Below are 13026 nucleotides of genomic sequence, written 5' to 3'. Positions count from 1 at the left end.
GCCCCCCACCATCAGCCCCACCCCCAGGCCCAGCACCGCGGCATGCCCCCTGCCGCGTCGAGAGCGCAGGCGGCGGCCACTGCCTGAGCGAGGCAGCATCATGCGACCGATCAAGCCGATCATCAGGATGCCGTGAAGCAGCGCCACCAGTCGCAGGTTGATTCGCATGTCGCCGTGGAGGATATGACTGAACTCGTGGGCAATCACTCCCTGGAGCTGGTCGCGATCCAGCGACTCGATAGCGCCACGGGTGACCCCGATGGCTACATCGTCAAGCTCGTATCCTGCCGCGAAGGCGTTGATGGCCGGATCCTCCAGCAGGTAGACCAGCGGGACCGGCATGCCGGAAGCAATCGCCATCTCTTCCACCACGTTGAGCAGCCGCCTCTCGTTAGCATCACGGGTCTCAAGATTGAGGGGCCGGCCGCCCAGGGCTTCGGCCACCACACTGCCTCCCGCCCGCAGTTGCAGGTGCCGAACGAGACTCCCCAGGCCCACCACCAGAATTACCGCCAGTGCCACCCCGGCGAACAGCGGCGGCTGCAGGGCTCGCTCGAGGGGCTTGCCGGTCAAGGGGCCACCACCATCGAACAGCACCACTGCCAGGGCCACCACCAGCGAGGTGACCAGGATCAGCGCCGCTAACGCCAGCCCCAACAACAGGACCAGCCGACCGGTCTGGCGCCGGGCGCGATCCTGGGCCGTGAAGAAGTCCATCGGGGCCGGCTCAGAAGCTTACCCGGGGCGCCGCCTGGATCTCGGCACTGTCGGCGAACTCCAGCAGAGCCGCATCCTGCTTATGGCCGAAGGAGCCGGCCAGGATCACCGGAGGAAAGCTCTGGCGATAGGTGTTGTACTGCATGACCGCGTCGTTGAAGGCCTGTCGAGCGAAGGCCACCCGATTCTCGGTGCTGGTGAGGGTCTCGGAGAGCTGCTGCATGTTCTCGGACGCCTTGAGGTCAGGGTAGGCCTCCATCACCACATTGAGTCGCCCGAGTGCTGCGCCGAGAGCACCTTCAGCATCGGCCAGCTCGGCCATGGCGCCGGGCTCGCCGGGTCGAGCCGCGGCTTGCTGCAGGCCGACCTCGGCAGCGTTGCGCGCTTCGGTCACCGCCTGCAGGGTCTCACGCTCGTGGCTCATGTAGGCCCGGGCGGTCTCCACCAGGTTAGGAATCAGGTCGTGGCGACGCTTGAGCTGTACCTCGATCTGGGCAAAGGCATTCTGGTAGCGATTCTTGAGTGTTACCAAGCGGTTGTAGATGGCGACGCCGTACACCAGCAGGGCGCCCAGCAGCACGACGGGGATGATCAGCGAGAGGTCCATGGTGCCGTGACTCCTAGTCAGAGGGAAAAAACCACAGGGCGGTTGCCGTTAAACTTAGGCCTGACCGCGAGACATTGCATCATGGCGGTTGCGAGAACAGCGGGCACTCTTGCGGGGCTGCCAGAGCATGGCGCGCAGCCTTGACATTGAGGATCAACCTGGCCATTCACGCTCCTCTCGCCTGCTTCGTCCCACACCAAGCATGACGTCGACACCGAACATGACGGCATACGCCGAATCATCAATGCCAATCAGCTTACGACTTCCCTACACTATCTGTCTTGCTGAAGCGTGCGGAACAGGGAGTGTGCATGATCGAACCGGCCTTTCTTCTCGCTGCCTTTCTTGGCGGCATGTTGGCCCTCGGGATGCGGTTACCGCCCATGGTGGGATTCCTCGCTGGCGGCTTCGTGCTCAACGCCCTGGGCTACGACAAGACCCCGCTGCTGGAAACCATCTCCGACATCGGGGTCACCCTGCTGCTGTTCACCATCGGCCTGAAACTCGATGTGCGCACCCTGCTGCGACGGGATGTCTGGGGCGGCGCCTCCCTGCACATGATGGCATCGACGCTGCTGATGGTAGCGCTGCTATCACTGTTCAAATGGCTGGGACTGGGGCTGCTGGACGGCACGGGATGGCCCACCCTGGCCTTGCTGGGCTTTGCGCTGTCGTTTTCCAGCACCGTCTTCGTGGTCAAGGTGCTGGAGAAGCGCAGCGAAACTCAGACCGCCTATGGCCGCCTGGCCATCGGCGTTTTGATCATGCAGGACATCTTTGCAGTGATCTTCATCACCGCCTCCACGGGAGAACTGCCGAGCCCCTGGGCGCTGGGCCTAGTGCTGCTGATCCCCCTGGCGCCCGCCCTGCGTGCCCTGCTCGACCGGCTCGGCCACGGCGAGATGCAGATGCTGTTCGGCATGTTGCTGGCGCTGGTGCTGGGTTACGCCCTCTTCGAGTCGGTGGGCGTGAAGGGAGACCTGGGGGCCCTGATCATCGGGCTGCTGCTGGCGCCCCACCCCGCGGCGCAGGCCCTCGCCCGTTCCATGTTCAGCCTCAAGGAGCTGTTGCTGGTGGGCTTCTTCCTGACCATCGGGCTGACGGCGATGCCCAGCACCGAGATGGTCGGCATCGCCATGTTGCTGGTGCTGATCCTGCCACTGAAGAGCCTGATCTATCAGCTCATCTTCATGCGCTTCCGGATGAGGCACCGCACATCGCTGTTGGCCACCCTCAGCCTATCCAACTATTCGGAATTCGGGCTGATCGTGGGCGCCATCGCGGTGTCCAGCGAGTGGGTTACCGAGGAATGGCTGGTGGTCCTTTCACTGGCGGTAGCGCTGAGCTTCGGATTCTCATCGATACTCAATGGCTTCAGTGAGCGGCTCTATCGCTGGCTTGAACCCAGGCTTCCGCCCATCGCCATGGAGGAGCTCTCGCCAAGCGATCGCCCGATCGAGGTTGGCGATGCCGAAGCGGTGGTCCTGGGCATGGGCCGCATCGGCCGCAGCGTCTACCGTCGCTTGCAGAAGGAGTATGGGCTTCGCGTGCTGGGTATCGACAGCAATCCCCAGAGCGTCAAGAAGCTGGGGGAGCGAGGCTTCAATATCCTCGAAGGTGACGCAGTGGACTCTGACTTCTGGGACAAGCTGCTGATGTCCCATGGCGTTCAGGTAATCGTGCTGGCCATGCCTCACCATGCCGGTAACCTCTTCGCCCTGAAGCAGCTGCGTTCCAGGGAGTTCCCGGGCAAGATCACCGCCGTGGTGGAATACCCCGAGGAGATTGAACCGATCCGCGAACTGGGCGCCAATGCGGTCTTCCATGTCTATGACGAGGCCGGCCGGGCTCTGGCGGACAGTGCTGCCGAGGAGGCCGGGGTCATATCCCGCGCCAGTCAGCTGGGGTAGGTGACTTGTCACCCTGAGGCGCTTCTCGCGATACTCGACATACGCTCCCTACCTTTCTGGAACTCTCACCCATGGACGACGTCTTCGCCTTCATCGGCAACGCCTTCGGAGAATTCATCCGCTTTATCGTCGAGGGCCTCACCGGCTTCTTCGCAGGCATCGGCGACGCGGCCCGCAGCTTCATGCAGGGCCTTTCCGAGTCGCTGGGCATTCCCCTTACCCTGATCAACCTGGTGGTGCTGGTGATCGGCCTGTGGCTGATGTGGAAGGGTGTCGCCGCGCTGATGCGAACCGCCATCGTCGCCACCCTGTTCTGGTGGCTGTTGGGGGTGACGGTACTGAGCTGGCTGATCCGATGACTTCACCCCTGCCCCGACGCAAGAGCGCCGCCCCAAAGGGCGGCGCTCTGCGCTTCAGGCAACATGAATCACACCTCTGCCTCAGGCGAGCGCTTTCTCCACTACCTCGTAGACGTTCGGCGAGAGCTCCTCGGCGCGGATGCGCTCGAGCTCGCCCTTCATCAACTCCTGGCGCGCCTCGTCGAAGCGTGCCCAGCGCGTCAGCGGGGTGATCATGCGAGCGGCGATCTCGGGGTTGAGGCGGTTGAGTTCGATCACGGTGGCGGCCAGCAACCGATAGCCTGCCCCGTCGTCACGGTGGAAGTTCACCGGATTCTGGTTGGCGAAGGTACCGATCAAGGCTCGCACCTTGTTGGGGTTCTTCAACGAGAAGGCCGGGTGCTCCATCAGGAACTTGACGCGGTCGAGCACGTCTGGTTGCGGACGGGTGACCTGAATGGCGAACCACTGGTCCATCACCAGGGGGTCGTGGGCCCAGGTCTCGCCGAAGGCCTTGAGGGCCGGGTCGGCGATATCGCCGCGCGAGCTGTGCACCAGCAGGGTCAGCGCATGGCGCACGTCGGTCATGTTGTGATCGGCGTCGAACTGCTCGCGGGCGAGTTCCAGCCCCGTCTCGTCCTCGATGGCCATGAGGTAGGAGAGTGCCACGTTCTTCAGGCTGCGCGCGGCGATCTGCTCGGGCTCCGGCGCATAGGGAGCGTCGTCCTGGTTCTCGCGATAGACGCGCAGGAAGTCGTCACGCAGTACCTGAGCAAGGCGCTGCTTGACGAAGGTGCGAGCGGCATGGATGGCATCCACGTCGACCAGCGGCTGCTGCTCGGCGATATAGGCTTCGGAGGGCAGCGTCAGCATCTGGGCCAACACCGCCTTGTCGTCGATTTCCGCCGCCAGCAGGCTGCGGAAGGCATCGATCACCCTCGGGTCCATCACCTTCTCGACACCATTGCGATGAGCCGCGATCAGGTCGTCCAGGGCCAGCAGGGCCAGGCGCTGCCCGGCGTCCCAGCGGTTGAAGCCGTCGGAGTCACGGGCCTGCAGGAAGGCCAGATCCTCGCGAGCATAGGGGAAGTGCAGCTTCACCGGGGCCGAGAAGCCGCGCAGCAACGAAGGCACCGGCGCCTCGCTGACATCGGTGAAGAGAAACTCCTGCTCTTCCTCACGCAGATGGATCACCGCGTCGCTGCCCAGCGACTCGCCCTCCAGGGTCAGCGGCAGGTCGCGGCCGGACTTGGTACCCACCAGCCCCAGGCGCACCGGGATGTGCAGGGCCTGCTTGTCCGGCTGACCCGGCGTCGCCGGCGTCCGCTGGCGCAGGATGAGGCGGTACTCGGCGTTAGCGTAGTCATACTCGCCGTGAGCATCGATCTCCGGCGTCCCCGCCTGGGAGTACCAGAGCAGGAACTGGGCGAGATCCTGGCCCGAGGCCTCGGCCATGCAATCCACGAAGTCCTCGATGGTGACGGCCTGGCCATCGAAGCGTTCGAAGTAGAGGTCGCTGCCGCGGCGGAAGGCCTCTTCCCCTACCAGGTTCGAGAGCATGCGCACGATCTCCGCGCCCTTCTCGTAGATGGTCAGGGTGTAGAAGTTGCCGATCTCGATGTAGTGATCGGGGCGCACCGGGTGGGCAGTAGGACCGGCATCCTCGGCGAACTGGGCGGTGCGGAAGAAGGAGACGTCCTCGATGCGCTTGACCGGCGCGGAGTTGGTCTCCGCCGAGAAGCACTGGTCACGGAATACCGTGAAGCCCTCCTTCAGGGAGAGCTGGAACCAGTCACGACAGGTGACCCGGTTGCCCGACCAGTTGTGGAAGTACTCGTGGGCGACGATGCCCTCGACGCGCTGGAAGGCCGCATCGGTGGCGGTGTGGGGATGGGTCAGCACCGCGGCGGCGTTGAAGATATTGAGGCCCTTGTTCTCCATGGCGCCCATGTTGAAGTCGTTGACCGCCACGATCATGAAGAGGTCCAGGTCGTACTCCCGGCCGTAGGCCTCCTCGTCCCATCGCATGGCGCGCTTCAGTGAGGCCATGGCATGATCGGTCTTGTCGAGGTTCTCCTCCTCGACCCAGATCTGCAGGGTGACGTCACGTCCGCTCATGGTCGTGAAGGTATCCTTGACCTTCTGCAGGTCCCCGGCCACCAGAGCGAACAGGTAGCTGGGCTTGGGGTGCGGGTCCTCCCAGGTGACGAAGTGGCGACCACCGGGCAGCTCGCCACGCTCCACCGGGTTGCCGTTGGAGAGCAGCACCGGCTCCTGCTCCGCACGGCCGATGACCGTGGTGGAGAAGGTGGCCATGACGTCGGGGCGATCCGGATAGAAGGTGATGCGGCGGAAGCCCTCGGCTTCGCACTGGGTGCAGAACATGCCGCTCGAGCGATAGAGCCCCGACAGCGCCGTGTTGGCGTCGGGCGCGATCTCGACCTCGCTGTCGAGCAGGAAGGCTTTCGGCACCCGATGCACGACCAGCCCGGTCTCGTCGACCTCGTACTCGTCCGGCTCCAGCGGCTGACCGTCGATGGCGATGGCCTTGAGGGAGAGCTGCTCGCCGTCGAGTTCCAGGGGAGCAACGGCCTCGCGCTCCGGGTGACGCTCGATGTGCAGGCGAGCCTTGACCCGGGTGGCGTTCGGATCGAGATCGAAGGTCAGTTCGGTGCGAGTGACACGGTAGGCGGGCGGGCGGTAGTCACTCAGATAGGTCGGCTGCGGTTCTGACATCGAGGATGGCTCCTGTCGGTGATAGCCCGCCATTGTACGGCGCCCCACGCTCTGAGCTCAAAGCAATGCGACGAACGCTCCTCGATCAATGAGCGGCAACAGGCTCGGGGCGCGACAGGATCCAGGCACCCACCAGACAGAGCCCGGCAATCAACGACAGCTTGAGCCACCAGAGGCTCACGGTTAGCGCCAGCACCAGCATCGAGACGGCCAGCATGGCGGAGGCCAGCCACTTGGCATGGCGGGGAATCGCTCGCTCGCACTCCCAGGCGACCACGGCGGGGCCGAAGCGGGGATGCTCGCGAATCCACAGGGCGAAGCGCGGGGATCCCTTCGAGGCCGCCCAGACCGCCAGCAGCATGAAGCAGGTAGTCGGCAGCAATGGTAGAAAAGCCCCCACCACGCCCAGCCCGAAGCTGACCCAGGCCAGGGCAAGGAAGGCGATACGACGAACGACGGGCATCTATCGCTCACTCCCCAAACATCAGGTATCCACCCTATTTAAGAGCATTCTGCCACTCCGTGCCAATCACGAACGACTATGGACACCATCAGGCTGACCTGGGTCAAGGCGACACGCCGGCCGTCAATCGCGGAAGTTGTCGAACTGCAGCGGCAGGTCGGGGCCGCCCTCCCCGCGCAGCAGGGCCATGACGGCCTGGAGATCGTCGCGTTTCTTGCCAGTGACCCGGACCTTTTCGCCCTGGATCTGAGCCTGGACCTTCAGCTTGCTGTCCTTGATGCGCTTGACGACATCCTTGGCCTCCTTCTGGTCGAGCCCCTGCTTGAGCGTAACCTCCTGGCGAGCCCGAACCCCGGACAGCACCGGTTCCTGCACATCCATGCAGCGGGCGTCGATGCCGCGACTGATCAGCTTGTTGCGCAACACGTCGAGCATCTGCTTGAGCTGAAAGTCGACTTCGGCTTCCAGGGAGACGGTCTCGCCATTGAGCTCGAAGCTCGCCGTGACGCCCTTGAAATCGAAACGGGTCTGAATCTCCCGATTGGCCTGATCCACGGCGTTGCTGGCTTCGTGCTTGTCGAACTCGGAAACGATGTCGAAGGAGGGCATGGGCATATCCGGTAGAGGGTTGATCAGTGGTGCAGGGAGACGAGTGGCGTGATTCTATCAGCCCTCACGGGCCTGCGTGGCCCCCTGTTCGGGCAGCAGCGGTTTGGCCATCTGCCAGCCCGCACAGCCGTCCTCGTAGTAGTCGCTCAGCCAGCGCTCCGGGCGAAAGCCCATTCGCCGATAGAGTCCCAATGCCACGCGATTGTCGACGCGCACTTCGAGGCCCAGCACCTCGGCATCACGCGCTTGTGCCTCGGCCTCCAAGGCCTCCAGCAGCCTGCGGCCCAAGCCGCTGCCCCGCGCGTCCGGATGCACGCAGAAGGAGTAGAGCCGGGCACGACGGGTTCCGCGACGAAACAGCAAGGTGCCATAGCCCAGCAGCCTCATTGGAGAGAGATCCTCGGCGTCACGCTCCGCGAGCAGGGTCAGAGCATTCGCGCGGTTAAGCAGATGCCAGAGCTGGCGGCGACTGAAACGGTCGCCGGTGAAGGCCACCCGCTCCAGGCGATACAGCGCATCCAGGTCATGAGAGAGGGCCTGGCGCAGAGTGACGGTCATCTCGAATCTCCCGAAATCTCGGCACGATTGTGATCAGGGTCATTATCGCTGTCACCGGCGTTGACCATGAAATCTTTTCACTCGAACGCCCGCTTGTCCGGGAGCGGGCTCAGGAGCATGCTGGCCAAATTCCGGCGGCACCCCGCCGCCCAGCACGGAAGCCACACCATGTGTCCGCTGCGCATCGTCGTCGACCGTCTGGAAAACTGGCGACCCTACTATCCCTCCGAGGACCTGATCACCGCCGACGACTTCCTGGCCCAGGACCGGCAACACCGCATCGGCGACGACCAGGACCGCACCACCCATGTGATCAACCTTTGCAGCGAGCTCGACTACCTGGGCACGGGCTATTATGTCTCGCTGCTGGCCCAGGCGCGGGGACAGCGGGTACTGCCCGCGGTCGATACCCTCAACGCGCTTGGCCGCAAGGCCCTGGTCGACCTCCAGCTCGAAGGCCTGAACCCGCTGCTCGGCGACCTGGCCCGCCAGGGCACGCTGCACGGTGACCAGTTGACCCTGCGGGTGCTGTTCGGCGAGTGCCGGGAGCCAGGGGTGGCGAAACTGGCCCGCCGGCTCTTCGAGAGACTGCCCTGCCCATTGCTCGAGGCCCGCCTGGTGCGTCGCCACGATGCCTGGCAGCTGTCACGCCTCAAGCCGCTGCGCCTGCGCGATCTGGCGCCGGAAGAGCAGGACCTGTTCGCCACGGCCCTCAATCGGCATTCCCGCAAGGTATGGCGCACGCCCAAGGCACGGCGCCGTTACCGCTTTGACCTGGCGATCCTGGTCGATCCAAAGGAAGCCCTGCCCCCCAGCAATCGCGTTGCGCTCAAGGCCTTCATCCGCGCCGGACGCAGGCTCGGCATCGATGTCTCGCTGGTCACCCGCAAGGATGCCGGGCGACTCGCCGAATTCGACGGCCTGTTCATCCGTGAGACAACCGCCCTCGATCATCATACCTACCGCCTGGCCCGGCGGGCGGAACATGAAGGGCTGGTGGTGATCGATGCGCCCCGGGACATCCTGCGCTGCACCAACAAAGTCTACCTCCATGCCCTGCTGCGGGCCCGCGGCGTTCCGGCGCCGGCAGGCATGCTGCTCAAGCGCGGTGACCGCCGCCCGCTGGACGAACGGGTCGCCGGCCTCGGCTTCCCGCTGGTACTGAAGATTCCCGACGGCGCCTTCTCCCGGGGCATTGTCAAGGTCGAATCGACAGAGCAACTCGCTCTCGAGGCCAATCGGCTGTTCGCCACCTCGGCCCTGCTGCTGCTCCAGGAATGGCTACCCACCGAATATGACTGGCGAATTGGCGTGCTCGACGGCAAGGTCCTCTTCGCCAGCCGCTACTTCATGGCCCGCGGCCACTGGCAGATCTACGACCACTCCGGCGGCCGGGTGAAGAGCGGCGGTTTCACCACCCATGATCCCGCTGAGGTCCCGACCGCAGTCATCAAGGCGGCACTCAAGGTGACACGGTTGATCGGCGACGGTTTCTATGGGGTGGATCTCAAGCAGGCCGGTGACCGCGTGGTCGTGATCGAGGTCAACGACAACCCCAACGTGGACGCCGGCATCGAGGACGCTGTGCTCGGCCGCACGCTCTATGAGCAAATCATGGCGGTTTTCGTGGCGCGCATGGAAGCACGGGTGGGGGAGAAGTCGCGAACCGCGGGAGGCTGACGCTCATCCGGTTCTGGCGTATGCTGTCGCCTTCCTGAACAAGCCTTATACAAGAGTTGGAGCCACGATGACCGATCGCGATACCCGCCACCAGCAGGCCATGCAGAAACTCAAGTCCCGCGTCGACGAGAAGGTCGCCGAGGCTACCGAACAGCGCGGGCTGCTGCTGGTCTTCACCGGCAACGGCAAGGGCAAGACCACTGCCGCCTGGGGCACCGTGACCCGCGCCCTGGGTTACGGCTACAAGGCCGGCGTGGTGCAGTTCATCAAGGGGCTGTGGGAGTGCGGCGAGCGCGAGCGGCTGGTCGAGGACCCCAACCTCGAGGTCGCCATCATGGCCACCGGCTTCACCTGGGACACCCAGAACCGCGAAGCGGACACCGCCGCCTGCCGCGAGGTGTGGGCCGACGCGGCACGAATGCTCGCCGACCCCGAGGTCTACCTGGTGGTGCTCGACGAGATCACCTACATGCTCAAGTTCGGCTATCTGGACATCGAGACGGTGAAGCACGCCATCGAGAACCGCCCGTCAGAGCAGACGGTGATCGTCACCGGGCGCAACGCCCACCGCGATCTCATGGCCATGGCCGACACCGTCACCGAGATGCAGGAAGTGCGCCACGCCTTCAACAGTGGCGTCCAGGCGCGGCGCGGCATCGACTATTGAGCCTGCTGGGGTTCAGCCCTCGAAGGGATTGCGCAGCACGATGGTCTCGTTGCGGTCCGGCCCAGTGGAGATGATGTCGATGGAGGTACCGACCTTCTCTTCAAGGAAGCTGATATAGGAGCGCGCATTGGCGGGCAGGTCCTCGACGCGACGTGCCCCCAGAGTCGACTCGTTCCAGCCCGGCAGGTCCTGATAGAGCGGCTCGATGGCTTCGTAGCCTTCGGAGTCCACCGGGGTATCGAGCACTTCACCATCCTTGCTGCGATAGCCCACGCAGACACGGATGTTCTCCAGTCCGTCGAGCACATCGAGCTTGGTCAGGCAGATGCCCGACACGGAGTTGATCTGCACGGCGTGACGCAGTGCCACGGCATCGAACCAGCCGCAGCGACGTGCGCGACCCGTGGTGGCGCCGAACTCGTGCCCCCGCTCGGCCAGGTGACGGCCGTGGTCGTCGAACAGCTCGGTCGGGAAGGGACCGGAGCCGACCCGCGTGGTATAGGCCTTGGTGATACCCAGGACATAGTCCAGGTAGAGCGGCCCCACCCCTGAGCCGGTGGCAGTGCCGCCGGCGGTGGTATTGGAGCTGGTCACGAAGGGGTAGGTGCCGTGGTCGATATCCAGCAAGGAGCCCTGGGCGCCCTCGAAGAGGATGTTCTCTCCGGCACGACGCATCTCGTGAACCAGGCTCACCGTATCGCAGACCATGGGGCGCAGCTCCTCGGCCATGGCCATCGCCTGGTCGAGCACCTGCTGGAAATCCACCGGCTTCTCGCCGTGATACTGCGTCAGCACGAAGTTGTGGTAATCGAGCACCTCGCCGAGCTTGGAGGCGAAACGCTCGCGGTGAAGGATATCGCCGAGTCGCAGACCACGCCGCGCCACCTTGTCCTCATAGGCCGGGCCGATGCCCCGGCCGGTGGTGCCGATCTTGGCGATGCCGCGGGCCTTCTCGCGGGCCTGGTCCAGGCGCACGTGATACGGCAGGATCAGCGGGCAGGCCGGGGAAAGGCGCAGGCGCTCACGCACCGGTACGCCCTTGCTTTCCAGTTCGCGGATCTCCTCCATCAGCGCCTCGGGCGACAGCACAACGCCGTTGCCGATCACGCAGATCTTGTCGTTGCGCAGGATACCCGAGGGAATCAGGTGCAGGACGGTCTTCTCGCCGTCGATGACCAGGGTATGGCCGGCATTGTGCCCGCCCTGGAAGCGCACCACCGCCGACGCGGATTCGGTGAGCAGGTCAACCACCTTGCCCTTGCCTTCGTCACCCCACTGGGTGCCCAGTACGACTACATTCTTGCCCATTGTGCTCTCGTCTCTCGTTGCGGCACCGCGCCCGTGGAAAGGCCCAGGGCCGAGGTCATTGACCGCGGGCCCTCAGGCCCGGTCCTGTGAAGTCTCCAGGAGGCGCGGCTCCCAGCGACCCTCGATGCATTCCAGCCGGCGGTCACAGCCGTGTTCCGCAGGACCGGTTCGCTGCCCGGGTAGCGCCTGGACCACCCTCTCACCTCGCTGGCGGAGCGCCTGCATGACCTCCGCCAGCCCCTCGCCCTCGGCCGGCGCCCAGATGCCGTCCGGCTGCGGCTCCGCGGGGGCCAGGGTCGCCAGCAGCTTGAGGTCCATGGAGAAGCCGGTGGCCGGGCGGGCCCGGCCGAAGGCGCGGCCGGTGTCGTCGTAGCGCCCCCCCTTGGCCAGCGCCTGGCCGTAGTGCGGCACATAGGCGGCGAACATCATGCCGGTGTGGTACTGGTAGCCCCGCAGCTCGGCCAGGTCGAAGTAGGGTTCGACCCCCGGGTATTCAGCGAGCACCCCGTCGACCAGGTCACTCAGCTGGCCCAGCGCCGCGGTCACGGCCTGGGGTGCCTCCTCAAAGACCTCGCGGGCCATCTCCAGCACCTCGAGACCGCCATGCAACTCGCCCAGCGCATGGAACATGGCCGCCAGTCCCGGATCGCGAACGCTCTCCTCGACGCGTGCCGCCAGTTCACCCGGCGACTTGAGGGCCAGGGCGTCGAACAGCGCACGTTCCTGATCCGCATCGAGATCCGCGGCCTCCACGAGGCTACGATAGATGCCGATATGGCCCAGCGCCAGATGGATCTCCCGGGCCCCGGCGGTCTCGAGGCTGGCCAGGGCCAGGCGCAGGATCTCCAGGTCGGCCTCCAGGCCGGCATGACCGAACAGTTCCACGCCTACCTGCACCGGGCTACGCCCGCCCTGGTACTGGTCCGCCTTGGCACGCAGCACATTGGTGCAATAGCACAGCCGAACCGGCCCCTGGCGACGCAAGGAGTGAGCATCCATGCGCGCCACCTGGGGGGTGACATCGGCGCTGACGCCCATCATCCGGCCGCTCATCTGATCGGTGAGCTTGAAGGTCTGCAGATCGAGATCGGTACCGGTGCCGGTAAGCAGTGAGTCCAGGAACTCCACCGGGGGCGGCATCACCTGGTCGTAGCCCCAGCGGTGATAGAGGTCGAGCAACGCACGGCGCAGTTCCTCCATGCGACTGGCCTGAGGCGGCAGCACTTCATCCATGCCGTCAGGAAGCAGCCAGCGGTCAGCGATGGTCATGTCGTTCATCCTGCAAGACGATGGTGGGCCTGCGACGACGCCCGAGTCGCGCGAGGCGTGCTGGCGAACGGGTGCGCCGGGAGTGGGGAGGCCACAAAAAAACCGGGCCACGCCCGGTTTATGGATTCTACCACGATTGCTAGCCGGTTGAACCCCGGCGGGCG

At 65.0% G+C, this 13026-nt stretch carries 12 protein-coding genes; 4 read left to right on the top strand and 8 right to left on the bottom strand.

From position 1 onward, the window contains the following. Both HALO32_RS07345 and HALO32_RS07340 read right to left on the bottom strand, forming a co-directional pair. On the bottom strand, positions 1–717 hold a 717-nt coding region (locus HALO32_RS07345), incomplete at its 3' end, for a M48 family metalloprotease (protein ID WP_151443106.1). A 10-nt stretch (positions 718–727) separates the two neighbouring features. Continuing rightward, a complete protein-coding gene (locus tag HALO32_RS07340; RefSeq protein WP_151443105.1) occupies positions 728–1324 on the bottom strand; it encodes a LemA family protein in 597 nt (198 codons plus the stop codon). A gap of 311 nt (positions 1325–1635) precedes the next feature. On the opposite strand from HALO32_RS07340, the gene HALO32_RS07335 reads away from it, so the two are divergent. Both HALO32_RS07335 and HALO32_RS07330 read left to right on the top strand, forming a co-directional pair. Continuing rightward, a complete protein-coding gene (locus HALO32_RS07335; RefSeq protein ID WP_192576463.1) occupies positions 1636–3234 on the top strand; it encodes a cation:proton antiporter family protein in 1599 nt (532 codons plus the stop codon). Between the two features lie 71 nt (positions 3235–3305). Then, on the top strand, positions 3306–3593 hold the full coding sequence (locus HALO32_RS07330) for a hypothetical protein (RefSeq protein WP_151443104.1): 288 nt from the start codon (positions 3306–3308) through the stop codon (positions 3591–3593). Between the two features lie 81 nt (positions 3594–3674). Here the strand turns inward: HALO32_RS07330 and pepN are convergent, their stop codons facing one another. From pepN to HALO32_RS07310, 4 genes are all read right to left on the bottom strand, one after another. Next, positions 3675–6308, bottom strand: a complete 2634-nt coding sequence (pepN, locus tag HALO32_RS07325) for an aminopeptidase N (RefSeq protein ID WP_151443103.1) — start codon at positions 6306–6308, stop codon at positions 3675–3677. Positions 6309–6393: 85 nt separating this feature from the next. Then, positions 6394–6771 (bottom strand): YbaN family protein, encoded by a 378-nt coding sequence (locus tag HALO32_RS07320; RefSeq protein WP_151443102.1) that lies wholly within the window; start codon positions 6769–6771, stop codon positions 6394–6396. Positions 6772–6894: 123 nt separating this feature from the next. After that, positions 6895–7380 carry a YajQ family cyclic di-GMP-binding protein gene (locus tag HALO32_RS07315; RefSeq protein WP_151443101.1) on the bottom strand — a complete coding sequence of 162 codons (486 nt, stop codon included), beginning with the start codon at positions 7378–7380 and terminating at the stop codon, positions 6895–6897. Between the two features lie 57 nt (positions 7381–7437). Next, positions 7438–7938 carry a GNAT family N-acetyltransferase gene (locus HALO32_RS07310; protein ID WP_151443100.1) on the bottom strand — a complete coding sequence of 167 codons (501 nt, stop codon included), beginning with the start codon at positions 7936–7938 and terminating at the stop codon, positions 7438–7440. A gap of 168 nt (positions 7939–8106) precedes the next feature. Here HALO32_RS07310 and HALO32_RS07305 point away from each other — a divergent pair, with 168 nt between their 5' ends. Both HALO32_RS07305 and cobO read left to right on the top strand, forming a co-directional pair. Then, positions 8107–9618, top strand: a complete 1512-nt coding sequence (locus tag HALO32_RS07305) for a RimK family protein (RefSeq protein ID WP_151443149.1) — start codon at positions 8107–8109, stop codon at positions 9616–9618. A gap of 67 nt (positions 9619–9685) precedes the next feature. Further along, positions 9686–10285 carry a cob(I)yrinic acid a,c-diamide adenosyltransferase gene (gene cobO, locus HALO32_RS07300; protein ID WP_151443099.1) on the top strand — a complete coding sequence of 200 codons (600 nt, stop codon included), beginning with the start codon at positions 9686–9688 and terminating at the stop codon, positions 10283–10285. Positions 10286–10297: 12 nt separating this feature from the next. On the opposite strand, the gene HALO32_RS07295 is transcribed toward cobO, so the two are convergent. Together HALO32_RS07295 and HALO32_RS07290 are read right to left on the bottom strand one after the other, a co-directional pair. Continuing rightward, on the bottom strand, positions 10298–11593 hold the full coding sequence (locus HALO32_RS07295; protein WP_151443098.1) for an adenylosuccinate synthase: 1296 nt from the start codon (positions 11591–11593) through the stop codon (positions 10298–10300). 72 nt (positions 11594–11665) lie between these two features. After that, complete coding sequence (locus HALO32_RS07290) at positions 11666–12862, bottom strand: ATP phosphoribosyltransferase regulatory subunit (RefSeq protein ID WP_151443097.1); 1197 nt, start codon at positions 12860–12862, stop codon at positions 11666–11668. Positions 12863–13026: the final 164 nt, after the last annotated feature.

This window comes from Halomonas lysinitropha, from assembly GCF_902500215.1.
Taxonomy (GTDB): domain Bacteria; phylum Pseudomonadota; class Gammaproteobacteria; order Pseudomonadales; family Halomonadaceae; genus Halomonas; species Halomonas lysinitropha.
The sequence above is the reverse complement of the archived record's forward strand: the minus strand, read 5'-3'. Positions and strand labels throughout refer to the sequence as shown.